Source organism: Telluria sp. ZT3P25, from assembly GCF_059685895.1.
The window spans coordinates 3982800-4006179 of sequence record NZ_JCASIJ010000001.1 but is presented as its reverse complement, the minus strand read 5'-3'; the positions used below and the strand labels follow the sequence as shown (position 1 = coordinate 4006179).

General features: G+C 61.1%; 18 protein-coding genes. 6 read left to right on the top strand and 12 right to left on the bottom strand.

The window, feature by feature from the left end:
• Positions 1-7: 7 nt before the first annotated feature.
• The 7 genes from AC56LY_RS17725 to AC56LY_RS17695 all read right to left on the bottom strand — a co-directional run bounded on the left by AC56LY_RS17725 (position 8) and on the right by AC56LY_RS17695 (position 10143).
• The gene (locus AC56LY_RS17725) at positions 8-1555 is read right to left on the bottom strand and encodes a tetratricopeptide repeat protein (RefSeq protein WP_499581652.1); all 1548 of its coding nucleotides are present in this window, start codon (positions 1553-1555) and stop codon (positions 8-10) included.
• An 83-nt stretch (positions 1556-1638) separates the two neighbouring features.
• Positions 1639-3666, bottom strand: a complete 2028-nt coding sequence (locus AC56LY_RS17720; protein WP_499581651.1) for a phospholipase D-like domain-containing protein — start codon at positions 3664-3666, stop codon at positions 1639-1641.
• Positions 3667-3699: 33 nt separating this feature from the next.
• Positions 3700-6468: a type VI secretion system Vgr family protein gene (locus tag AC56LY_RS17715; RefSeq protein ID WP_499581649.1), complete on the bottom strand. Its 2769-nt coding sequence runs from the start codon at positions 6466-6468 to the stop codon at positions 3700-3702.
• 112 nt (positions 6469-6580) lie between these two features.
• Positions 6581-7687 carry a type VI secretion system baseplate subunit TssG gene (gene tssG, locus AC56LY_RS17710; protein WP_499581647.1) on the bottom strand — a complete coding sequence of 369 codons (1107 nt, stop codon included), beginning with the start codon at positions 7685-7687 and terminating at the stop codon, positions 6581-6583.
• Positions 7651-9492, bottom strand: coding sequence for a type VI secretion system baseplate subunit TssF (gene tssF / locus AC56LY_RS17705; protein WP_499581645.1), 1842 nt, complete (start codon positions 9490-9492; stop codon positions 7651-7653). The genes tssG and tssF overlap by 37 nt, the downstream gene beginning before the upstream one ends.
• A 20-nt stretch (positions 9493-9512) precedes the next feature.
• Positions 9513-9995 carry a type VI secretion system baseplate subunit TssE gene (tssE, locus tag AC56LY_RS17700; protein WP_499581643.1) on the bottom strand — a complete coding sequence of 161 codons (483 nt, stop codon included), beginning with the start codon at positions 9993-9995 and terminating at the stop codon, positions 9513-9515.
• A gap of 13 nt (positions 9996-10008) precedes the next feature.
• Positions 10009-10143, bottom strand: a complete 135-nt coding sequence (locus AC56LY_RS17695; RefSeq protein WP_499581641.1) for a hypothetical protein — start codon at positions 10141-10143, stop codon at positions 10009-10011.
• 48 nt (positions 10144-10191) lie between these two features.
• Between AC56LY_RS17695 and tssK the strand changes: the two genes are divergently transcribed.
• Positions 10192-11523, top strand: a complete 1332-nt coding sequence (tssK, locus tag AC56LY_RS17690; protein WP_499581639.1) for a type VI secretion system baseplate subunit TssK — start codon at positions 10192-10194, stop codon at positions 11521-11523.
• A gap of 15 nt (positions 11524-11538) precedes the next feature.
• On the opposite strand, the gene AC56LY_RS17685 is transcribed toward tssK, so the two are convergent.
• From AC56LY_RS17685 to AC56LY_RS17665, 5 genes are all read right to left on the bottom strand, one after another.
• Entirely contained in the window at positions 11539-13557 is a 2019-nt protein-coding gene (locus AC56LY_RS17685) for an alpha/beta hydrolase family protein (protein ID WP_499581637.1), read from the bottom strand.
• A 109-nt stretch (positions 13558-13666) separates the two neighbouring features.
• Positions 13667-15733: a sodium:solute symporter family protein gene (locus tag AC56LY_RS17680; protein ID WP_499581635.1), complete on the bottom strand. Its 2067-nt coding sequence runs from the start codon at positions 15731-15733 to the stop codon at positions 13667-13669.
• A complete protein-coding gene (locus AC56LY_RS17675; protein WP_499581633.1) occupies positions 15730-16044 on the bottom strand; it encodes a DUF4212 domain-containing protein in 315 nt (104 codons plus the stop codon). Before AC56LY_RS17675 ends, AC56LY_RS17680 begins: the two co-directional genes overlap by 4 nt.
• Positions 16034-17608: a sensor histidine kinase gene (locus AC56LY_RS17670; RefSeq protein ID WP_499581631.1), complete on the bottom strand. Its 1575-nt coding sequence runs from the start codon at positions 17606-17608 to the stop codon at positions 16034-16036. The genes AC56LY_RS17675 and AC56LY_RS17670 overlap by 11 nt, the downstream gene beginning before the upstream one ends.
• On the bottom strand, positions 17605-18345 hold the full coding sequence (locus AC56LY_RS17665) for a response regulator (RefSeq protein ID WP_499581629.1): 741 nt from the start codon (positions 18343-18345) through the stop codon (positions 17605-17607). Before AC56LY_RS17665 ends, AC56LY_RS17670 begins: the two co-directional genes overlap by 4 nt.
• 221 nt (positions 18346-18566) lie before the next feature.
• Here AC56LY_RS17665 and recA point away from each other — a divergent pair, with 221 nt between their 5' ends.
• The 5 genes from recA (at position 18567) to sucD (ending at position 23336) form a co-directional block, all read left to right on the top strand.
• Positions 18567-19640, top strand: coding sequence for a recombinase RecA (gene recA, locus AC56LY_RS17660; protein ID WP_183556129.1), 1074 nt, complete (start codon positions 18567-18569; stop codon positions 19638-19640).
• 75 nt (positions 19641-19715) lie between these two features.
• Positions 19716-20180 carry a recombination regulator RecX gene (gene recX / locus AC56LY_RS17655; RefSeq protein ID WP_499581627.1) on the top strand — a complete coding sequence of 155 codons (465 nt, stop codon included), beginning with the start codon at positions 19716-19718 and terminating at the stop codon, positions 20178-20180.
• A gap of 455 nt (positions 20181-20635) precedes the next feature.
• A complete protein-coding gene (locus AC56LY_RS17650) occupies positions 20636-21199 on the top strand; it encodes a DUF2889 domain-containing protein (protein WP_499581625.1) in 564 nt (187 codons plus the stop codon).
• A gap of 66 nt (positions 21200-21265) precedes the next feature.
• Positions 21266-22435, top strand: coding sequence for an ADP-forming succinate--CoA ligase subunit beta (gene sucC / locus AC56LY_RS17645; RefSeq protein WP_499581623.1), 1170 nt, complete (start codon positions 21266-21268; stop codon positions 22433-22435).
• 19 nt (positions 22436-22454) lie between these two features.
• Positions 22455-23336 (top strand): succinate--CoA ligase subunit alpha, encoded by an 882-nt coding sequence (gene sucD / locus AC56LY_RS17640; RefSeq protein WP_343026256.1) that lies wholly within the window; start codon positions 22455-22457, stop codon positions 23334-23336.
• Positions 23337-23380: the final 44 nt, after the last annotated feature.

Genomic DNA, 23380 nt, shown 5'->3' with positions numbered 1-23380 from the left:
TTCCCGGTCAACCCAGGTTTGGTGCAGCGCTATCCATCAGATGCCATGTCAGTTGATCCGGATCGAAGGGAAGGTAGCTGCCATCTACAAACTGCGGAAACGGTTGTTCGGCGACCACCCAGGCCTGGCGCCACGGTTGGTTGACGATTTGATGAAGTGGGTGTTCTATTGAAAGCCAAGGTTGCCAGGTGCCAGTGACTGGACACGTCTTGAGCGCATTGCAGGACCGTTGCGGTTGTGTGCGTATGACTTCGCGCGTCATGCCGGTAGCGGCGACTGGGTTGACGACGCCATTGTCGTGGCGGACTGTGAGGAAACGCTGCCACGTTAGCTCCGGGATGGCTCTGCTCCCCATTCCTTGCGGATATCGCGGCAGGTCGAACGCCTCTCCCGGCTGATACAGGCCTGGCGGAATGTCTTTGAGCCAAGTCTGCACCTGCACCGACTCGGATGGCGCGGTGGCTTGCCAGTATCCTGCGAATGGCGCTTCGGTTCCCCTTGCCTTGTCTTCGCTCAGGATCAAATCATATGTGGCATCAAGGTAGTACCGGCCTTGCCGTTGAGAGGCTGCGCTTGATTTTATTTCCGATGGTCGACTTGTCACGCCTTTCGCGGCATCAATAAGCGTTTGTTTATCGCCATTCCACGGCAAGAGCGGTGCGGGCGGTAATGGAAGCACCTCGTCAAGGTTGGGGAAGCGCAGCAGTGGATTAAGCTCGAGAGCGTTGTAAAGTACAGCATAGCGCTCGGATCGGGCTTGATCGAGATGTGGAACGAGCATGTCGGACAAGTCCTGTGGGTTGCGGAACTCTCCGGAAATGCCTCGCGCGCAGTTGGAGCAACCGAATTTAACACCTTCGTGTAGAGTGCGTAATGCATGTGATCTTGTTGCCGCAGTTCTAGATTCGGCAATTGTTCCATCAGTTTTTAACGGCCAGGATTGAAGAAAAGCCAACGTATAGGCTGCCGGGCCATAACCCTGAGCGAGTGCACATTCCAGCATTTTAGTTGCGACGGGTAGGTTCGCCCAAAATCCATCGCGGGGGCTGTCCCATGTCGCGGCCAGTTTATCGCCGAGGTAAGCCATCGCGTGCGGACTTCCCATCTCTGCTGCTCTTTGCCAGAATGCGTAAGCTCTGGTGGCGTCGCCAGGAACACCGACGCCAGTCATGTAGTAGGTGCCCATCCGGTCATATGCAGCCGGAATACCAAGATGCATCGCTTTCTCTACCAGAGCAATCGCGTCCATTTCTCCATGCGGCGGATCGCGATTCTCTAGGTAAAGCGTAGCCAAGTTGAGCATGGCTTTCCAATGGTGCCTGTCCGCAGCATTACGTGTCAATTGGACGATCTTCTTGTAGTCGCGGTCTTCTTCCCATGCGTCTGGATCGTCTAGTGTCTGCGCTTCGAGGAACCATTTTTCGGCTTGTGCATCAATTGGCGGGACTTTATCTGCTTCAATTACACAAGTGAAACTTGGACGATGGGGATTAAAAAGGGATAATTCTTCATTGCGGGGGAGGTCTTGGTTAGTTTTATATTGGTTGTTCACCATGGTATATGCCTTGAAAGAGAAAAGTATGAAGAGTCCAGTCAGTAGGGAGTAGAGCAGCTTACGAGCAATAGGCAATTTCATTATTAGCCCAGTCTTAGTGTGGCGCTACGATTATCTTGGAGTGGTAATAGGAACCCTTCCATAGGCTTGAAAATTCTTTTTTTCCCAAGGTTAGTATCCATAGCATTTTTCCAATCTATGAATGATGCTTCAATTTGGGCCGGTGAACCCTCCTTCCCGTCAACAGTCCCTCCACTCAATTTATCCCAAATTTTTTTTCGCAAATCAGCCGCCATGTTTGCATCATTCGTCGCCAAATTAATCTCACTATCAACTGCCATACTGCGTTGATTTAAATTAGCACTGCCCAGACTGAAAAAGCTGTCATCCACCAGCAGCAGTTTTGAGTGAATATAGATTTCGCGATAACGCATGCGGCCTTTGTCCAGCGCAGATGTTTGCAGCATCGCCACCGCTACCTTCAGACCGTATTTCTTTTCCAGCGCATCAACGCTCGGCTTGTCGATGTCATTTGCGAATTCCACAACCGCCGGCTTCGTGTACAGGGCACCGGTCGAGTTCCCCATCTCGTCGCACATCACGCCCGTGTACGTTTTCTTGTTTTCCTGCTCGATGAATGTCGACTGCCCAGTCATGCCGCTCTGCTGGCCAAGCACGGCAAGCGCGTCATAGGTTCTTGGGACCATCTGGGCACGTTCTGGAACGGGGATAACGACGAATACGTGCAGTAGTGGCATGTCGCCCTTGGTCCTGCAGCCCTTGGCTGCGGCGGCCTTCCACCGTGCCATGACGTTCTTGCGCGCCTGTATCAAACGTTCCGACCATTCCTGATATTGGAAGTACTGGTTTTCGATGTAGAGATAACCGGTCGCTGCTGCGGCCACGTCGGTGGCGACAAAGTACATTTCCTTGGCGGTTTTGTCCTTTTCATCGGGCTGGGTGCGAATGATCTGGACTGATGAATTTGCGCCTGGCGCACCCTCGCGCTGCAGGGCAGAGGGTATCTCGGTGTAATCAAAGCGCGTATCGCCGCCAGCCCGGCCCCAGGCGCGGATAAAGTTCGCTTGCACACTGGCAAGTGCACCACCTTTGATGCGACACGCATAGTCCCGATATGGTTTGAAGGTCTTGAAGCCGGCATCTGCCTTGGCACCTGCATCAACCTGAACTGCTTCAGTGACTTCGCGTGCACCACTGGTCTCGCGTTTCGGATTCTCCAGAAGATGCTCTTCGGTATCCCAGTAGTCTGTGACCGAGTTCAGGCCTTTCACATAGCCTACTGCTTCGGCGCCAGCATTGAAGTCGTAATCGATGAGAATTGTTTTCTGGTGGTGGGTGCCAACCCACACCATGCCATGCCGCTCGACCTCCCATTTGTCGAGGCCATCAGGTTGATATTTTTCATCGACCAAGTTCGCCTTTATCGCAGCTGCGTCTCCGGGGCGGGTGAGGATTTTGATCCCCTGGAAAAGGCCCGAGAACGCCGCCTCGTACCAGCCATGGCAGTATTCTTCCCGCGCGATGGATGGTATCGAATCTGGGTTGGCGGGCCGCGGTGTGCCCATGCCTCGCAGCGGTGAGCCCGATGCAAACAGTGTGAATTTGGGTTTTTTGAAAGCTTCTTTAGCCAAAGCAAGACTTCGGGGCGCCCCGATCCTGTCAGCTTCGTTACCGTCGGTGATACAGCGCCACGGATGTGTACCATGCGAATATCCGGGCATGTTCATGGCAAGCGGGCTGCCAAGCTTGCTGTACCAGACAAGCAGACGGACGCTCACGTGCCTTTTGCCCGCCGCAATCAGTAAGTCACCATATGTTTCACCACGCGGCCATGTCCCTGCATTACGTACCAATTCCATACCTGGATCGAACCCCCAACAACAGATATCGATTGATTTTTTTGCAGCCTTGATGTGTGCTGCGATATCGATAAACGCTTTTTCACCACATACAAACACCTCGAGTTCGTTGTTGTGGGTGATCGGGTGGGTCTTGCTGCGCTTCTCCAGAAACCACTGCACTGTGCTCGTCGCCTGGCAACTCAGCTCGTCAATAAAAACTTTTTCAGCACGCTTGATCGGATCAGGCATATGGCGTCCTCCTGGAAACGGTTGTATTGGTCGTCAGAGATGCTTGCGGCTGTCAGTCGAGCCATCGAGCGCCCGTGCGCCCTTATTGGAAAGCGACTGTTCCAGATACTCTGGTGCCTGAGGCGGCGCGAATTCGGGCACCGCAGAAAGGTCATAGATCTCGCCGTTTGGAAGTTCAACCTGATAGTCCCTGGTTCCCGTCTTGTGCTCGACGGCGATCTGGCCGAGATCGTCAGTGATGCCATCTTCGACTTTCGTCCCGTTTTTCAGGAGCGAGTAAGGGACATTGGCAAATGGACGGCCATTTTTGGAATGCGTCAGCAAAGTAAAGACCAGCTGCTTGGGGTCTTCCGGCGTCGTCGGCTCTGCAATATTGATCTTGTGCTCCGTTGACGGATGCGGACGGTTTTGTGGAGGGAGCGTTTCGAGGTTGCCGTGAAACAGTGCCGGCCTGGGCGCAAAGACCTGCAAGCGGTCGGTGATTTCAACCATGCATTCGGTGCCGTGAAGGCGCACGCCTTTTCGTCCCTTGATGTCGACCCAATCGGCCTGGCTGATCAGCGACAGGACCTTGTTGGCGATGACCTGAATGTCGTCGTCATGCGCCTGCACTGTGATTTTTCCGGATGCTGCAATCAACTTCATGCCGGCCTTGTGAACGAACAGGCGCAGTGTCTGCCTGATGCTTGCAAACAGGCTCTCGCCAGTTGCGATCGACAAACTGCAACCAGCGGTCAGCGCCGTGTGCTGGGCACTGGCAATGTGGGTTGATTGCGCCGTGGTCGTCTCGATACCCGCCGGGCTGGCCAGTACAAGGTGAGGTTGGGAAAGCTCCGGAAATTCTTTACCAGCGCCGCGCACTACGTCGTTCTGTGCCCTGAGTGCATCGGCAATGATGTCCTGTTGGCCGCTTTCCTGCGCCATCCCTTCCATTGCCGCAGTTGCTTGCGCGTCGTGCAATTTGTGCGCAGTGTCGAGCCGTTTAACCGTCTCATCCATATCCTTGATCGCCCCACGCGCCGCCTGCCTCGCCTCGGTCGTGATCAACAGCCCTTTGGCTGCCCGCGCGACGCCATGCCCGTCCGTACGCAGTTCCCAGCCTTCCCCGCGCGCATCCTTGCGCCCGGCGTTGTCCTCGATGCGCGTGATATGCCCGAGCGAAAGCTGACTGCACTGGTGATCGCTCTTCAGCTGCGCCTGGATCATCTCCTTCGTGTCATCCAGCACCAGGTGGTTGCCGCGTGCACCACCGCCGAGCTCGCGGCTGCGCAAGCCCGCCAGGGCCGATTGCGCCGGCAGCGCCCATGGCGGCATGTGCGTGCCGTTGTACAGCGCGCCCAGTATCAGTGGATGGTCGATGTTCCCGTTCGGATAGACAACGGCGACTTCTTCGCCGACGCGCGGCAGGCGGATGTGGCCAAACTCCTTCCCTGCAGCCGGGCTCAGCACCCGAATCCATGGCGAGCTGTTTTCGTCGTGCTGGCCCAGCCGGTCCCAGTGAAATTGCAGCTTGACCCGGCCGAAACCATCGGTGTGGATGTCGGCGCCAGCCGGACCGACGACCGTCGCCGTGTGCAAGCCCATGTAGGCGCCCGGTTCGCTGTTGAAGTCGCGACCGGGCCGCCAGCGGATGTCCCTGTTAATGCAGGTAAACCGGTTTTCGTAGTGCGACGGGGCCCCCACGCCAGCCTGGTAGTTGTTGGTGGCTTCGTGCTCGACAGACAGGATCAGGTAGCTGCGGTCGCCAATGCTGCGGCGCGGTTCGGGGTCGTAGTCCATCGAGCGCGGCTCGGCGCTGAAATGCCCGCCGAGTTTGAAGGTGCGCCCGGGCTGGACACTGCGGGCATTGCTGGTGGCATCGAACGTTTGCGTATCCTTGTCTTGCTCCACCATGCGCTGCGTTGCGAGCCGTTCACCATCGCTGCGCATGCGAAAGCCGTAAGCGCCGCTGTCTTCGTACACTTCATAGGCGAATATGTCGCCTTGCCGGTTGGCGGAATAGCCGGTGGCGTGCTGTGCGCCGGGATTCTTGTAGTCGACGCTGGCCAGCGTGGTCGTGCCGGAGCCGAGGCGCCGGCTCGCACTCCACAGGTGAATGCTGTCATCTTCGAGCGAACCGCTCTTGTCGTGGAACGCGATGACATCCACGTCGTCGTAGCTGGTGGCATCGATTGGCTCGTTGTGGAAGCTCTTGTCGGAGAGCATGAGCTTGTGACCATCAAAGCGGTGTTCGTACCAGTAATGCATGCCCCGCGCTTCCCAACGGCGGTGCAGGTGGTTGTAGTCGGTCTCGTTATATTGATTGGCAACGGTCAGTGGCGGATCTTCTTCAAAGACATGCATGTGCCAGTCGGCCTGGCGGTAGTGCTTGAGCGTTGCTTCGGTGATTTGCTGCACGCTCTTGCCATGGAACGACACGTTGTCCTTGCGCAGTCGCGCGAAGGCAAGCCAGGGCTCGAGCACCATCCGGTAAAAGGCAAAGCCGCCATCGGCACGCAAGAACGACAGCTGCGTGATGTACCCGTTGAAGTAACGCAGCGAGCCGTCCTGGCGCACCAGGGAAATCGTGACCAGCCGGCCCATCAGCATCTTGAGCGGGATGCGCGGGTCGTCCGACAGGACGTCGACCTCGAACCGGAATCCGCGCGAGATTTCTTCGCGCGCGACCAGCTTGTTTGGCAGCAAAATCGCGGGCGGCCCATCCTCGAAAGGAAAGTCCAGTCGCATCAGCCGGTTATGCTGCGAGTTGCCGCGAAATGCCGATAGTGCGGCGCCGGCTGCGATGGTCTGGCTCTCGCCCATTGCGTTGCTCCCGATGGCCGCTGCACGGCCGCAGTTGAAATAATCGACATGGTCAGCGACCACGTTAGCCCGTCGTCACGCAGCCTCAATTGACTGGCATCAACGCCGTTTTTTAAGCCACGTCACCGTCTTCCTGTCTGTCTCTTTTTCGATTCATCGGGGTCTGCAGCATCAACCGGACGTCGGGACGATCCGTAACGCCTGGTGTCGCGGTAAGAAACGTATTCCATCCAAGCTGACGCGACGGCGTCTTCGTGCTCAGCGTGAGCGGCTTGATGGCAGGCGGTGCAAGCAGTAACCGTAGTTCGTAGTGCAAGGTCGGCACTGCAAACATCCTTGTCATTTCCCGCAGTGCCGCCAGCGCCGTGCCGCCGGGAAGAAAACTGCGTGCTTGCGCTTCGTCCAGTGGCCCGACATGCAGACGCGCGCAGATGTCATGCCGCCACAGGCGCGTGCCCAGTGCTGTACTGATGCCGAGCACGGGCTTGGTGACGCCCAATATGCTGCGCCGGTTTTCGGGAACCGGATCCCAGCAGCCAACGAATTGTTCGAGTCTGACCGGCACGTTGAAATAGCTGCTCAACACCTGTTCGACCGTGCCGGCCGCCACCGGGCGGGTGCGCAGCAGTCCGGCGAAACAGGCTGCAGTGTCCGGTCTGACGTGCCTGACTGGTTGCCCGGCGCTTGCGGCCCGTGGCGGGTACGTGCCTGCCAAGGCAGTCATCATCGGCAGCAACCGGTCCCCATCGCCAATCGACAAATCGTGCTCGACCCGGTACTTGACCGACGCCTCATAGAACAGGCCGATCAACCGGGTCGACATGACATCGAGCAGTTCGCGCTGGCTGGCATCGTCGCCAAGCGACTTGCGCGCTGCAATCCGTTCGGTGTCGTGCACCGGCAGGGTGCCACTGGCGCCGAGCAGGCCGATAAATGCGGGTGTGATCCGAACGCGGCGCAATGTTCCCGAGCGCAGCGCGCCAAGTGGATCTTGTGTTGCCGGCTCGACGTCGAGCGCTTCGACTTCGCTGGCAGGAAACGACAGCGACAGGCTGTTGCGAAACGACAGCACGGTGCGCAAGGCGCGCTCGCGGCCGATGCCATGGCGCTGAAGCGCGCGTAGCAGGATGCTGACCAGCTGGGTGAAGCTGAACCGGTATGGTTCAGCCAGGAGCAGGGCAATTACAGCAGGCTCATGCTTCCGCTTCGTGGGGCGCATCGGATCAGCTCCTTTCCGCTTTGATGCGAGAGGGCGACGAGTTCGACGAAGCTGTTCAGGTGAACGTACAGCGCAAAGAACTGGTGCAGAACCTGGACGAACAGGTGCAGGCCGGCGCCGGCATACGCTTCTTCGTCGAGCGTGACGCGCACTTCAAGGCCATGCACCAGCGATGTGCCGTTCCTGTGCCTGATCCAGGCCGTGGTGTCCTGCTGGTCGAGCGCGATGATGCCGCGGATTTGCCGCCGCGAAACCGACGACGAGGCCAGGTCGTACAGGGACAGCATTTCGCGCAGGCCGTGCACGCCGTCGTCCATCAGCGAGTGATAATTCAGCGCCAGGTGCGAGATCAGGCGCCAGTGCATGCCTGCGTCATTCGTCAAGCGGGCAGGGCGGGTTGGCCTGCGCACCATGCGGATCGCTGCGTTGCGTGTTGCGCCGGGGATGAACAGGTCGCCTTCAGGCGCACCGATGGCCAGTGAGCAGGGCAGGTCGCGGTTCGTGCAGCTCAGTTCAACCGACAGGATATTTCTTTCGATGTCGAACGGGTCGCAATCGGCGCCGACGAGCGTAATCGATTTTTCATGGCCCGGACTGCACAAGGCAAGCGTCTCGTCGTGCCGCAGAAACCAGTAGCGTCCTTGCTCGCTGGCGTATTGTGCGCCGTGCCGAAGCGCATAGAACGGCTGGAATGCCGTGATCGACGTGTCGTTGCCGTTCTGGCGCACCAGGTGTACCGCATCGACCGAATACACCTCATATGCCTGCGGAGAATTGGCGTGCGCCAGAACGGTGTAGTCAGCCGCGCGCTGGTCGTACGTGATCGGCACGCCAGGCTGCTGGAACAGATTGACGACGGGCGTGCAACCTTGCACCAGATGCTGTGTCGACAGGCCGGCGAGCATGCGCGCCTTGTCGGCGTCGGGCCGAATGCCGGCAAGGCCCAGGCGTAATGTGACACTGGCGCAGCCGGCAGGTACACGTGCCAGCAGCATGGCAATATCGATGTCGAAAAAATTGAACTTCTCGGGAAAGGCGAAATATTCGGCAAGAATGCGGTAAGCCCCATGCGAGCGGGCGTCGAACGGGATAAGGGCATCGTCAGGGGCAAAGCCAGCCGGTGCGATCGGTATGCAAGGTAACCGTTCCCACGGGCCGTCCTCGTCAATCTGGACGTACGCTGCCACCGTGTGCATGAAGAGCGCATCGCGCAGCGTGGCGCAGAACGAGGCATCGCCATCGGCATACACGCGCAGCACGGTCGCCGTGTCCGGCGCCGGCAGCGGGCCCCATCCGGCGGCGCCGAATGTCAGCGTCAGCGACGATGTGACGTCGTCCGGCAGGCGTGTTGCGACCGGCGCCTGGATGATCGTCTCGAAGCTTGCGGCGCGCAGTGCGACAGGCGACGGCTTGACGTCGTGGATGGTCCTGAAGTGGCATGCCACGCCGTGTACTGGCTTTGATTCCAGCAACGTCCCGCGCGGCATGGCGGGGATCGTGTCCGGGCGATCGAGTGTGCTGGAAACGCGCACGATTGCGCACGACGGAAACGGGCGCAGGTAGTGGGGATAGAGCAGGTTGAGCAGGGCTTCAGTGAATTCGGGATACGAATCGTCCAGTCGCTTCGACACGCGCGCGCTGAGCAGGGCCGTGCTCTGTATCAGGCGTTCGACATGCGGATCGTCGCAGGTATCGCCACCCATTTGCAGCCTGGCGGCAACCTTGGGATAGCGCTGGGCATATTCCCTGCACAGCGACCTGAGAATGACGAGTTCGCGCTCGTACTTTGTCAACAATTCGTCCATGGGATCAGCGATTGCGCCCTCTAGTTGGCACCTTCGATCGAATACTGCTGGAGCGAGGGGCGAAATACCGCATTGAACGACATCGCCTCGGGCATCGACGCATGTTTCAGCTGCGCAGTGATCACGAATTCCACGCGGTTGATGGTGCCCCTGGCGCTCTTGGCGCCCCGGAGTGACACGAGGACCTTGTGCAGCCGGGGTTCATGGCGCTGGATGGCCAGCTGGACGGCCTTGCAGATTTCCTGCTGGTCCGTATCGCTGTTCATGCACATACCGGCGAAGTCGATCAGGCCATAGTTCAGGATGGAGCCCGATACCGCCGGGAGCGGGCTGAATGACGCCTGGTGCACGCCGCAGCGGGTATTGAGCAACGCCTGCAGATCGCGCGTGACGCTGCGCAGCGCATGCTCGACAGAGCGCGCATGGGCCTCGTGCCGGTTACCCGATGGGGGCTCACCGGTGTCGTCCAGGCGGTCGAACAGACCCGAAGTAAAGCCGCGCATCGCGCTCCTCTCGTCAAAGCGGGACAACACCCACGGCAGCCATTGTCGGGTCGTGAATCTCAGCAATGTTGCGCCGCCACAAGGGAATGCACTGGTTGATCGATACGCTGCCTGGCTGCGCGAAATCAATATCGCGCTTCAGGCGCAACGCCATCCTTCCGAGAATGTGTCCAGCGAAACTTCAACGGGAGAAACCATGAGCGCAACATCGAAGGTCCTGTGGTCGGAAGGCTTGACGCTGGGGCCGCAGCACTTTCAGCGTCAGGATCTTTATCACGAAACCAGGCTCCAGCGCATCGCTTCAGCCCTCAATCCGTACTGTTGGGGAGTGTGCAAGGTGACGTGGAATGTGGACGGATTGGGACACAACCGCCTGAGCGCGAACACGATGTCGCTCATCTATCCCGACGGAGACATCGTCGAAGCGCCCGGCGCCGACCTGCTGCCCGAGCCGGTTGATCTCACGCGCCTGCCGCCAGAGGAAGAATCATTCACGTTCTACGCAGCCCTTGCCCTGGTCAAGCCGCATGGGGGCAATGCCGACGACAACAGCCGCTACGTGCGCTGCGACCTGGATACCACTGACCTGTTCAGTGATGCGCTGGCGATCGAGGTGCCCTTTCTTAAAAAGCAGGTGCGGCTGTTGCTGCAGGCCGAGCCACATGGGGCGCGTGCCAGCATTCCCGTGGTGCGGCTGCGGCGGGTAGCGGAAGGGGGCTTCGAGCTGGTGCCGGAGTTCATCCCGCCGAGCGTCACGGTGGGCGCAGCGCCAGGCCTGGTGCGCATGCTCGATGGCTTGAGCAGTGTGATCACGACGAAGATCGAATCGCTCCAGCGCACGCACCGCATGACGAACAACAGCATGTACGAAGCCGGTGCGGGCGATATCTCGTCGTGGTGGATGCTCAACATCCTGAGCACGGCCAATGCGCTGTTGATGCACTGCGCCAGGTCGCCCGGGTTTCATCCCGAGGTGATGTTCCGGCAAATGCTTGCCGCCGCGGGCGGACTGATGACGTTTTCCGATCGCTACAAAACAGCCGACCTGCCCGCCTACCGCCACGAGGCGATGGGCGAGGCATTCACCGAACTCGACGCGTTGCTGCGCGACCTGGTCGATACGGCGATCGGCACCAACTATCTCATCATTCCATTTGTGGCGGACAAGAGCCGGCGCACGTTCTCGCAGGCGATTCTGGATCCGGCCAAGGTCACGAAACAAAGCCAGCTCTACCTGGCGATCACTGCTGATATGGCGGGCCTTGATCTGGTAGCGACGGTGCCGATCCGGCTCAAGGTCGCTGCGCCCGAGAATATGGAAAGCATCGTCGGGTCAGCATTGCCAGGCGTACCGATCGCGCACATGCCGCAAGTGCCCCCGGCGATCCCGGTGCGGCCCAACACCTACTATTTTTCGCTGTCCACCAAAAATCCCTTGTACGACAAGGCACTGGAGGCAGGCGTGCTGGCGGTGTATGCGCCGGACGGGATCCCGGGACTGAAAATCGACCTGGTCGTCGTGCTCTAGCCAACCACTGCGACGTCAGCGCACCGCCCCGCTACCGATATTCTTGTCGAGGAACTTCTCGACCCGACCCCAGAAATCGATGCGGTTCTTTTCCAGCGCCCAGCCGTGACCTTCTTCCGGGTACTCGATCCATTCCACCTGCTTGTTGGTGCGCATGACGGCGTCGCGCAGCGCGGTGCCATGGTTGATCGGCACGCGCCGGTCGACGCCGCCGTAGGCCAGCAGCAGCGGCTGGGTGATGCGCGCCGCCTGCTGCAGCGGTGACGTGGCCTTGAACTGGGCGGCATCCTTGACCGGGTCGCCGATCCGTTCCGGCAGGCTGTGCTGCTTGACGTCGCGTGACGTGTCGCTGCTGAAATGCGCGCCATTGTCGAACAGCAGGCCGATGTCGGTCACGCCGACAAAGCTGATACCGCAGCGGAACATGTCCGGATCGTTGACGAGTCCCATCAGCGTCGAATAGCCGCCGTAACTGGCGCCAGCGATGCAGACGCGCTTGGGGTCGACCAGTCCCTTGTCGACGGCCCAGCGTACGCCGTCGGCGATGTCGTTCTGCATGGCCAGGCCCCATTGCTTGTAGCCGGCACGTTCATGGTTGGACCCGAAACCCGTGCTGCCACGGAATTCCGGTTCGAGCACGGCGTAGCCGCGCGTGGCCAGAAATTGCGAGTCGGCGGCCCAGCCCCAGGATTTGCCGCGCACCCAGGGGCCGCCATGGACCATCACCACGAGCGGCAGGCCGGTGCGTTTGGCGCCGGGTGGCAAGGTGAGGAGGGCAGGAATGTCGAGACCATCGCGCGCCTTGTAGCGCAGGAATTGCTGGCGCCCCATCTGCGTCGGATCGATGCCGGGCCGCGCTTCGCCCACCTTGTTCAGCGACTTGGTTTTGCTGTTGTACAAGAAGAACACCGGTGCGACCACGTCCGAATAGGCGGTGACCACCAGCAGCGGCGAGTCACCCCGCGCCGGCACCGACATCAGGTTGACCGTCGTCGGGAGCAGCTTGTCGACGTCCTGCTGGATTGCCTTCATGCCGGCGTCGAACCATTCATTCGAGACCGCATCGGTACGGAACTGCATGCCCAGCACCTTGTCGCGGTTGATCACCAGCTCACCGTCGAAATCGTAGCCGGGCGCCGACAGCAGTGGTTGCGGATCGAGCTTGCCGGTGTTCACATCGAACGTGTGCATGGCGGTCGTCCCAGCCTTGCCGCGCGCCGTCACGAACAGCGTGCCAGTTGGCCCGAAGGCCACCGGCTCGATCGTCGCGGCGGTTTCCTTGAATGCCGGGAAACTGGTCAGTTCGCGCCATTTGCCGGTGGCCGGGTCGAGATACTGCAGCGTCGTGGTCAGGTCCTTGTAGGTGATCGCCAGGCGCGGTTCGCCCTTGTGGTCGAGCAGCCAGCCGCGCGTGGCGCCGGGGCGCGGCACCGTTTTGAACTGGCCCGACACGGTGTTTACTTGCAGCAGGTCGACATGGCTCAGTTCATTGCGGGTGTCGCCGACCGCTGCCAGCGCGTAGGTGTCATCCGAGTCGGCCCACGGGGTGTTGCCGGCCATTTCGCTCGATGGTGGCAGCAGCCGGCGCACGATGCGCGTGCCGGTGACCTTGTTGACGGGGTTACGGCTGGCCAGTTCAAGGAACCGGCCGCCGTCGAAGTCGACCGCGTACATGCCGGGCATGAAACGCTGGTCGCCCGGACCGACGCCTTTGTCATGCGTGTCGAACACCAGGCGCCGGTCGTTGATCCAGTAAAAATTGCGGACATCGGCGTCGTTGTAATGGGCGACGATCTTGGCGCTGTTGGTGTCCAGGTCGATGACCGTCAAAAAGTCACGCTTGCCCGGCGCGCTGGCGCGTACGGCCAGATGACGTCCGCTTGGGGACAGCCTGGCGTCGCCGAACGGGGCGTTGCCGAAGAATGCCGAGACGGGCGGTGGGGCTGGCGGGGTTTGTGCGACGGTCAGTGGCGAAGCGACGAGGACGAGCGCAGCGAAGGTGACCCTCCCCAGCACGCGGGTAAATGCAGACATGAAGTTTTCCGTGAAATGCTTGGTATTGGTATGGTTCGGCCTATGTTGGCGCGGCCCAGAATAGCATTTGCGTTACCGGGAAAATCTCTTCAATTCCCACCTGTTTGTGTCATTCGGGCGCCCGGATATAGTCGACCATGCCCGCGCTGGTGCGGCTCGGGCGCGGCGTGAGCAGGCTCACCACCACCACCGTGAACAGGCCTGCCGGCACCCCGAACACGCCGGCCGCCATCGGCAGGATGCCGAACCAGGTCTCCAGCGCATTGCCGCCCAGGACCGGGCTGGCGCGCAGCATGTAGTACAGGCACACGGCAAATCCCGTGATCATGCCGGCGATGGCGCCGATGTGGTTGGCGCGCTTCCAGAACACCCCCAGCACCAGCACCGGGAACAGCGTGGAGCCGGCCAGCGAGAACGCCGCCGCCACCAGCGACAGGATGTCGGCCGGCTTTTGCGAGGCCGCGTACGCCGCGATGAAGGCCACCGCCAGCAGCAGCAGCTTCGAGATCGTCACCCGTTTCTGGGTCGACGCGCCCGGTTCCACCATCTTGTAATACACGTCGTGCGACAGCGCGTTGGAAATGGCCAGCAGCAGGCCGTCGGCCGTGGACAGCGCCGCCGCCAGGCCGCCCGCTGCAACCAGGCCCGAGATCACGTAGGGCAGGCCGCCGATTTCGGGCGTGGCCAGCACCAACACGTCGGCGTCGATGGCAAATTCGGCCAGCTGCACGATGCCATCGCCGTTGATGTCGGCCACGCTGATCAGGGGATTGGTCTTGTCGACATTGGCCCAGTATGAAATCCAGGTGGGCAGCGACGAGAAATCGCTGCCCACGAGCGACGTATAGATGTCGTACTTGGCCAGCACGGCCAGCGCGGGAATCGTCAGGTACACCAGCAGGATGAAGAACAGCGTCCAGAACACCGACACGCGCGTCTCGTGCACCGAGGGCGTGGTGTAGGCCCGCATCAGGATGTGGGGCAGGGCGGCGGTGCCGAACATCAGGCAGAACACCACCGCCAGAAAATTGTTGCGGCGCGCGTCGGATTCTTCCGGCGTCGCGCCGGGGAACGGCTGCGCATGCGGCTCGGGCGGGCGTGCCCGCGCCAGGTTGGCGTCACGCCGTTCGAGCCACAGCGCACGGGCATCGTCGACCGAGTTGGGATACGTGGTCAGCGCGCGTTCGGCCTGGCGCACTTCGGTCAGTGACGCGTTGCGCGCACGGGCTGCGGCCAGCTGGCGCTGGGCGTCGAGCTTGCCGGCCTCCCACGATTCGGGCAGGGCCGCCACGCGCGCCGCGTAGCCGTCGGCGCGGCGCAGGAACTCGGCGCGCACCTGGGCTTCGCGCGGGTCGTTCGCCAGTTCGGCTTCGCGCGCGGTGAGCTTGGGCAGGAGCGACCCGTACGCTACCTGCGGGATCGGATTGTCGGCGTGCTTCACTGACAGCCACATGGTGGGAATCAGAAACGCGACCAGCAGGATGATGTACTGCGCCACCTGTGTCCAGGTGATGGCGCGCATCCCGCCCAGAAACGAGCAGACCAGGATGCTGGCCAGGCCCAGGAAAATTCCGACTGAAAAATCGACACCGGTAAAGCGCGAGGCAATCAGGCCGACCGCATAGATCTGCGCCACCACGTACGTAAACGACACCAGGATGGTCGCGCTCACGGCCAGCGCCCGCACCGGGCCGCCACGGCCGCCCGCGCCGCCGCCGTAGCGCGCCGCCAGGAAGTCGGGCACTGTGTACTGCGCAAACTTGCGCAGGTAGGGCGCGATCAGCAGCGCGACCAGCACGAAGCCGCCGGTCCAGCCCATGATGAAGGCCAGGCCGTCGAAGCCTTGCAGATACAGCCCGCCGGCCAGGCTGATGAAGCTGGCCGCCGAGATCCAGTCGGCCGCCGTCGCCATGCCGTTGAACATGGCCGGCACACGCCGGCCGGCGACGTAGTATTCGGTGACGTTCGAGGTGCGGCAGATCACGCCGATGACCGCGTACAGCGCGATCGTGGCGAACATGAACAGGTAGCCGATCCACAGGCGCGGCATGCCTTCCTGCTCGAGCAGGGAAAGGGCCGCCAGGAACAACCCGAAGGCGCCGGTGTACCACAGGTAGTAGCGCGAGAGCTTCTTGAAATAGCCGTGCTTCACAACCGGCGCGGAGTTCGTGCTCATGCGCGCGGCGCCAGTGCGGCGTGGTAATCGCGGTCGAGCCGGCGCATGCGCCAGGCGTAGACGGCGATGATCGTCAGCGACACGAGCGCGGCGCCCTGCGCAGCCATGTAGAACGACAGCGGCCAGCCGAACACCTCGAAGCGCGCCAGCTCGCGCGCGAAGAACACGGTGCCAAACCCCGTGACCAGCCAGACGGTCAGCAACAGCAGCGACATGCGGCGCGTGCGGTCCCAGTGGATCGTGCGGGCGTGCTCGAGGCGCGCGCGCGCGACGGTCTCAGGGCTGGTTTCAGTGATCGGATCAGTCGGCATGGTCGGGTTGGCCCACAGGCGGAGGGAAGGTCAGGCGAAACAGACTGCCCGGAAAGCGTGGCGACACGCTGCGTGGATTATTAAAAATGTCGATGTCGGCGCCGTGCTGCTGCACGATTTCGCGCACGATCGCCAGCCCCAGACCGCTGCCCTGGGTATTGCTGCCCAGGATGCGGTAGAAGCGTTCGAATACGTGCAGGCGTTCGGTCGGTGCGATGCCGGGGCCGGTGTCTTCGACTTCGAGCAGCGCGTGTTCGCCGCTGCTGCGCACGCGCACCGTCACGCTGCCACCAGCGGGCGTATAGCGCAGCGCATTGTCGATCAGGTTCGACAGCATCTCGCGCAGCATCAGGGGCTGGCCGGCGATCGTCACGCGCTCGTCGTCATTGGCGGGCGGCTCGAAACCCAGGTCGATCTGGTGGGCGAACGACGCCTGCACCCAGTCCTGCACGGTCTCGCGTGCCACGGTGGCCAGGTCGATCTCGTCGAACGCCAGGCCCGCCTGCGGCTGGTTCTCGGCGCGCGCCAGGGCCAGCAACTGGTTGATCAGGCGCGTGGCCGATTCGGAACTCTTGGCCAGCTGCTCGAGCGAGCGGTGGATTTCGGCCGGGTCGACTTCGCGCAGGGCCAGTTCGGACTGCATGCGCATGCCGGCCAGCGGCGTCTTCATCTGGTGCGCGGCGTCGGCGATGAAGCGTTTCTGCATCTCCACCGTCTTGCCCAGGCGTTCGAGCATGTCGTTGAACGAGCCGACCAGCGGCGAGATTTCTTCGGGCACCTGGCGCGGATCGATCGGCGACAGGTCGTCCTGTGGCCGCGCGCGGATGCGCTGCTGCAGCTCGGCCAGCGGGCTCAGGCCGCGCGAGAGTGCGAACCAGACCAGCGCCAGGATCACTGGCAGAATGATGAACTGGGGCAGGATCACGCCCTTGATAATTTCATTGGCCAGGTGCGCACGCTTGTCGAGCGTTTCGGCCACCTGAACCAGTGCCAGCGGCGGCGTCGTCGGCGAGGTCGTCCGTTCGTGCAGCGGATCGAGATTCACATACGCGTAGGCCACGCGGATCGGCGTGCCGTGGATGGTGTCGTTACGAAATTCGACCGTGCCGCTGCGGGCCGGCTCGCCGGCGCGGTTGGCGCGCGGACGCGGCAGGTCGCGGTCGCCGTCCAGGTGTTCGCCAGCCGGGCCGGCAAGCAGGTAATACACGCTGTCGACGTCGTCCGCGCGCAGGATGTCGCGCCCGGCCGTGCGCAGCTGGCCGACCGTCTTGCCGTCTACGGTGCGGATCTGCTGGCCCAGCACCGTGACCCGGTCTTCGAGCGCATCGTCGAACGGCTGGTTGGCGATCGATTTCGCCACCAGGTAGGTGATCGCGATGCTCATCGGCCACAGCAGCAGCAGCGGCGCGAGCATCCAGTCGAGGATTTCGCCGAACAGCGAGTGACGGATGTTTTCGTCCGGCTCGGGGTTGGGTGGAACGTAGAGCGGCTCGAACTGCGGCTGCGTAGGTGAGCCCGACTGCGGCTGCTGCTGCGCGGGCTCGGGCGTGAAGCCGGCGTTCACTTGTCGGCGGCGGTGGCGGCGATGCGGGCGTCGTTCGCGGCGGCAGCGGCTGCGGCGGCCGCGCTGGCCTCGGAGAATTTCTCGAGGCAATAGCCCAGGCCGCGCACGGTGGCGATGCGCACGCCGCCGACCTCGATTTTCTTGCGCAGGCGGTGCACATACACTTCGATAGCGTTATTGGAGACTTCTTCGCCCCATTCGCACAGATGGTCGACCAGTTGTTCCTTGGAGACGAGGCGCCCGGTGCGCGCCAGCAGCACTTCGAGCAGGCCCAGTTCGCGCGCCGACAGGTCGAGCATCTGGTCGTTGATGTAGGCACTGCGGCCAACCTGGTCATACACCAGCGGGCCATGGCGCACGACGGCCGCGCCGCCGCCGGCGCCACGCCGCGTCAGCGCGCGCACCCGCGCTTCAAGTTCGACCAGTGCGAACGGCTTGGCCATGTAGTCGTCGGCGCCCAGATCGAGGCCCTCGACGCGCTGTTCGACCGAGTCGGCCGCAGTGAGGATCAAGACCGGCAGCAACGAGGCGCGGGCGCGCAGGCGACGCAGCACTTCCAGTCCGGACATCTTCGGCAGGCCCAGGTCGAGAATGAGCAGATCGAACTCCTGCGTGGACAGGGCGGTATCGGCATCCTGGCCGTTCTTGACACAATCGATGGCGTAGCCGGACTGGCGCAGGGAGCGCGTCAGGCCATCGGCAAGTACGCTATCATCTTCGGCAAGCAGAATTCGCATGGGGCACCTCTTATTGACGTTGTCGCTTGTTCATCGAACACGCGTGATCGAACCGGTTCTCATTGTGTTGGATTTGCCGTCACAATGCGAGTCCCGAGCGATTGTTGGTAAGATAACCACGTCTTTTCGCTTGCAAAAACCACTGGATTTTTATACAGTACTGGCTCTTGAAGTGCGCGTGACCGCCCACACCTTGCCTACTCCACGACAGAAAGTACACCATGGACGACAAAAAAACCGCATTGAACGCCGCTGATAAGGGCAAGGCGCTGGCTGCCGCCCTGGCGCAGATTGAAAAGCAGTTCGGCAAGGGCTCGGTGATGCGCATGGATGCGAACACGCCGGTCGAAGAAGTACAAACGGTCTCTACCGGCTCGCTGGGCCTGGACATCGCGCTGGGCGTTGGCGGCCTGCCGCGCGGCCGTATCGTCGAGATCTACGGTCCTGAATCGTCGGGTAAAACCACCCTGACGCTGCAGACCATCGCCCAGATGCAAAAACTGGGTGGCACCTGCGCGTTCATCGACGCCGAGCACGCACTCGACGTCACCTACGCGCAAAAGCTCGGCATCAACCTGAGCGAACTGCTGATCTCGCAGCCGGATACCGGCGAGCAGGCGCTCGAAATCACCGACGCGCTGGTGCGCTCGGGCAGTGTCGACCTGGTCGTCATCGACTCGGTCGCAGCCCTGACGCCACGCGCCGAAATCGAAGGCGACATGGGTGACTCGCTGCCAGGCCTGCAGGCGCGTCTGATGTCGCAAGCGCTGCGCAAGCTCACCGGCTCGATCAACCGCACCAACACGCTGGTCATTTTCATCAACCAGATCCGCATGAAGATCGGCGTCATGTTCGGCAGCCCTGAGACCACCACCGGTGGTAACGCGCTGAAGTTCTACGCGTCGGTGCGCCTTGATATCCGTCGTACCGGCTCGATCAAGTCGGGTGACGAAGTGATCGGTAACGAAACCAAGGTCAAGGTCGTCAAGAACAAGATCGCCCCACCATTCAAAGAAGCGCACTTCGACATTCTTTATGGCGAAGGCACGTCCCGTGAAGGCGAAATTCTGGATCTCGGCGCAGATAACAAAATCGTCGAGAAGTCGGGCTCGTGGTACAGCTATAACGGCGAGCGTATCGGTCAGGGTAAAGACAACGCGCGTCAGTTCCTGCGTGACCGTCCAGCCCTGGCGCGTGAGATCGAAAACAAGGTCCGTACCGCCTTGGGTGTGCGCGAACTGCCACCAACGATCGGTGGTGACGACAAGCCGAAGCTGCAGGCGGTTGGTGAATAATCAGCCTGGCGCAGGGCGCGGTGGCAGCAGCTTGCCACCGGCGCCTGGCGCCACGCTGATGGGCTGACGTTACCCATGCAAGCACCCGTACTCAGTCTCAAGGGCCGCGCGCTGCGCTATCTGTCGCAACGCGAGCACAGCCGCTTCGAATTGCGCCGCAAGCTGTCCAAGTATGCGGAAGAGGGCGATGACGTCGATGCCCTGCTCGATTTTCTTGAAAAAAACAATTGGTTGTCGCAGGAGCGCTTTGCCGAATCCCTGGTCAACCGTAAAGCGAGCCGTTATGGCGACAGTCGCGTGATGGCCGAATTGAAAGGTCATGGATTAACGACCGAGGCGCTGGTCGACATCAAGGCCGGGCTGTCCGACAGCGAGACCGCGCGTGCGGTCGAAGTCTGGCAACGCAAGTTCGGCACGGTTGCCGAGGATGCCGCGGCGCGCGCCAAACAGATGCGGTTCCTGCTGCAACGTGGTTTTTCGCAGCGCGCCGCACGGGCGGCGATGCAGGGCACGCCCGGTGACGACGAGTTTCCCGACTAGTCATCGCTGACTCCGACCAGTCATCGCTGTCATCATCGGATTCAGTCATGAGCTGATGCTACCTCCAGGCGCCAGCGTGGAGCGTCATCCCCGATATGCCAAGGCATATTCCTCAACGGGCGATGGCGCTGCACGCTGGCGCCTTTGTACGTCGGTGCAGGTCAACAACCAAAACCCATATCTCTCATTCACTTCATGAATGGCAGTCATGATTCTGTGTCCTTCATGCGCATACCATATGCGTCAAACACGCTCTGAAGCGCCTGCCAAGTCCGTGCATCTCCTGCGACGCAGGCCGGGATGTGCCCTTTTAGCGATGCGCCGGGCGGGACGCTGTGATAAACTTTACGGGTTTAAGCAGCGCCGCATGAGCGGTTGTTGCCGCAGAAGCTGCGGTGACGTGCACTAGCACACCGGCTGCATCACTAACCGCCGTCTCGACGGCACTGGTATTTATGCCTTTGTCTCTTCCCGTATCGCGCTCGCTCCGGCATACGCGCGCCATCACAGTCGACGCCTATGCGCGCGACGATGGCATGTGGGATCTTGATGCCAGCATCCGCGATGTGAAAACGCGTACTGTTGAACTTGTTTCCGGCGAACGGCCCGGCGGCACGCCAGTGCACGACCTGAAGCTGCGCGTCACGATCGACCGTGACATGAACATCGTCGATGCCGAAGCCGCATCCGATGCCGTCCCGTATCCGGGCTTTTGCGATACCATCGGCCCTGCCTACAAGAAGTTGATCGGGCTCTCGCTCGTGAACCATTTCCGGTTGCATCTGAAAGACCGCCTGTCCGGCGTGCTCGGCTGCACCCATCTGACCGAACTGGCCCAGGTGCTGCCTACTGCAGCGCTGCAAGCCTTTGCTGACGATACCGTCGATGCCCCCGGCGGGCAAGGCGTCACGTCATCCGACCGTCCATTTGAGCTCGACCGTTGCCATGCCCTGCGCAGCGACGGCCCCGCCGTGGCCAAATATTACCCGCGCTGGTCCATCAAGGCCGTGGCGGGTTAAGTCGTCGTTTGTTTTTTTTGTAGTTCAACCGTTTCTAATTCAGTAATAGATAGAAGGGAAGCCAGCATGAAGATCCATGAGTATCAGGGCAAAGAAATCCTCCGAAAATTCGGGGTGACCGTTCCGCGCGGCATTCCGTGCATGTCGGTCGAAGAGGCTGTCAAAGCTGCTGAAGAACTGGGTGGTCCGGTCTGGGTCGTCAAGGCACAGATCCACGCTGGTGGTCGCGGCAAGGGCGGCGGCGTCAAGGTCGCCAAATCGCTCGAGCAGGTCAAGGAATACGCTGACCAGATCATGGGCATGCAGCTGATCACGCACCAGACCAGCCCGGAAGGCCAGAAAGTCCGTCGCCTGATGGTCGAAGAAGGCGCCGACATCAAGCAAGAACTGTATGTCTCGCTCGTCACCGACCGCGTCAGCCAGAAAGTCGTGCTGATGGCCTCGTCGGAAGGCGGCATGGACATCGAAGAAGTCGCGCACAGCAATCCGGAAAAAATCCACAACATCGTGATCGACCCGAAAGTCGGCCTGACCGATGAGCAGGCTGATGACATCGCCGCCAAGATCGGTGTGCCAGCCGGCTCGATCGCCGATGCACGCGCCAACCTGCAAGGCCTGTACAAAGCCTACTGGGAAACCGATGCATCGCTGGCCGAAATCAACCCGCTGATCGTCACCGGCAGCGGCAAGATCATCGCTCTGGACGCCAAATTCAACTTCGACGCGAACGCACTGTATCGCCGTCCTGAAATCGTCGCTTACCGCGATCTGGACGAAGAAGATCCAGCTGAAGTCGAAGCATCGAAATTCGATCTGGCCTACATCTCGCTCGACGGCAACATCGGCTGCCTGGTGAACGGCGCCGGCCTGGCCATGGCCACGATGGACACCATCAAGCTGTTCGGCGGCGAGCCAGCCAACTTCCTCGACGTCGGCGGTGGCGCCACGGCTGAGAAAGTGACCGAAGCGTTCAAGATCATGCTGAAGAACCCTGACCTGAAAGCCATCCTGGTCAACATCTTCGGCGGCATCATGCGTTGCGACGTCATCGCCGAAGGCGTGATCGCTGCATCGAAAGCCGTTTCGCTGCAAGTGCCGCTGGTCGTGCGCATGAAGGGCACCAACGAAGACCTGGGCAAGAAGATGCTGGCCGAATCGGGCCTGCCAATCATCGCCGCAGACACGATGGAAGACGCAGCCAAGTCGGTCGTCGCCGCTGCTGCCGGTCAAGCCTAATTGCTAAGGAAATAAAAAAATGTCGATTCTGATCAACAAAGATACCAAAGTAGTCACCCAGGGCATCACCGGCAAGACCGGTCAGTTCCACACCCGCATGTGCCGCGAGTACGCAAACGGCAAGGAAGCATTCGTTGCTGGCGTGAACCCGAAGAAAGCCGGCGAAGATTTCGAAGGCATCCCGATTTTCGCGACCGTTGCTGAAGCGAAAAAAGAAACCGGCGCCAACGTGTCGGTGATCTATGTTCCACCAGCAGGCGCAGCCGCTGCCATCTGGGAAGCCGTCGAAGCCGAGCTGGACCTGGCAATTTGCATCACCGAAGGCATTCCAGTCCGTGACATGATGGAAATTAAGGACCGTATGGCCAAGTCGGGTTCGAAGACCCTGCTGCTGGGCCCTAACTGCCCAGGCCTGATCACCCCTGACGAAATCAAGATCGGCATCATGCCAGGTCACATCCACCGCAAGGGCCGCATCGGCGTCGTCTCGCGTTCGGGTACCCTGACGTATGAAGCAGTTGCACAGCTGACCGCACTGGGCCTGGGCCAGTCGTCGGCAGTCGGCATCGGCGGCGACCCGATCAACGGTCTGAAGCACATCGACATCATGCAGATGTTCAACGACGATCCTGATACCGACGCGGTCATCATGATCGGCGAAATCGGTGGTCCGGACGAAGCCAACGCGGCTTACTGGATCAAGGACAACATGAAGAAGCCAGTCGTCGGCTTCATCGCTGGCGTCACCGCGCCACCAGGCAAGCGCATGGGCCACGCCGGCGCGCTGATCTCGGGCGGTGCGGATACTGCGCAAGCCAAGCTGGAAATCATGGAAGCCTGCGGCATTACCGTCACCAAGAACCCGTCGGAAATGGCGCGTCTGCTGAAGGCCATGCTGTAATTCTGACGATCTGTTGATCGAAAGCTAAAACGGGGAGCATGAGC

Bases quoted from the DNA above. Each gene is read 5' to 3' on its own strand.
- AC56LY_RS17725 (WP_499581652.1), bottom strand. From the start codon at position 1,555: ATGGTGAACAACCAATATAAAACTAACCAAGACCTCCCCCGCAATGAA.
- AC56LY_RS17720 (WP_499581651.1), bottom strand. From the start codon at position 3,666: ATGCCTGATCCGATCAAGCGTGCTGAAAAAGTTTTTATTGACGAGCTG.
- AC56LY_RS17715 (WP_499581649.1), bottom strand. From the start codon at position 6,468: ATGGGCGAGAGCCAGACCATCGCAGCCGGCGCCGCACTATCGGCATTT.
- tssG (WP_499581647.1), bottom strand. From the start codon at position 7,687: ATGCGCCCCACGAAGCGGAAGCATGAGCCTGCTGTAATTGCCCTGCTC.
- tssF (WP_499581645.1), bottom strand. From the start codon at position 9,492: ATGGACGAATTGTTGACAAAGTACGAGCGCGAACTCGTCATTCTCAGG.
- tssE (WP_499581643.1), bottom strand. From the start codon at position 9,995: ATGCGCGGCTTTACTTCGGGTCTGTTCGACCGCCTGGACGACACCGGT.
- tssK (WP_499581639.1), top strand. From the start codon at position 10,192: ATGAGCGCAACATCGAAGGTCCTGTGGTCGGAAGGCTTGACGCTGGGG.
- AC56LY_RS17685 (WP_499581637.1), bottom strand. From the start codon at position 13,557: ATGTCTGCATTTACCCGCGTGCTGGGGAGGGTCACCTTCGCTGCGCTC.
- AC56LY_RS17680 (WP_499581635.1), bottom strand. From the start codon at position 15,733: ATGAGCACGAACTCCGCGCCGGTTGTGAAGCACGGCTATTTCAAGAAG.
- AC56LY_RS17675 (WP_499581633.1), bottom strand. From the start codon at position 16,044: ATGCCGACTGATCCGATCACTGAAACCAGCCCTGAGACCGTCGCGCGC.
- AC56LY_RS17665 (WP_499581629.1), bottom strand. From the start codon at position 18,345: ATGCGAATTCTGCTTGCCGAAGATGATAGCGTACTTGCCGATGGCCTG.
- recA (WP_183556129.1), top strand. From the start codon at position 18,567: ATGGACGACAAAAAAACCGCATTGAACGCCGCTGATAAGGGCAAGGCG.
- recX (WP_499581627.1), top strand. From the start codon at position 19,716: ATGCAAGCACCCGTACTCAGTCTCAAGGGCCGCGCGCTGCGCTATCTG.
- AC56LY_RS17650 (WP_499581625.1), top strand. From the start codon at position 20,636: ATGCCTTTGTCTCTTCCCGTATCGCGCTCGCTCCGGCATACGCGCGCC.
- sucC (WP_499581623.1), top strand. From the start codon at position 21,266: ATGAAGATCCATGAGTATCAGGGCAAAGAAATCCTCCGAAAATTCGGG.
- sucD (WP_343026256.1), top strand. From the start codon at position 22,455: ATGTCGATTCTGATCAACAAAGATACCAAAGTAGTCACCCAGGGCATC.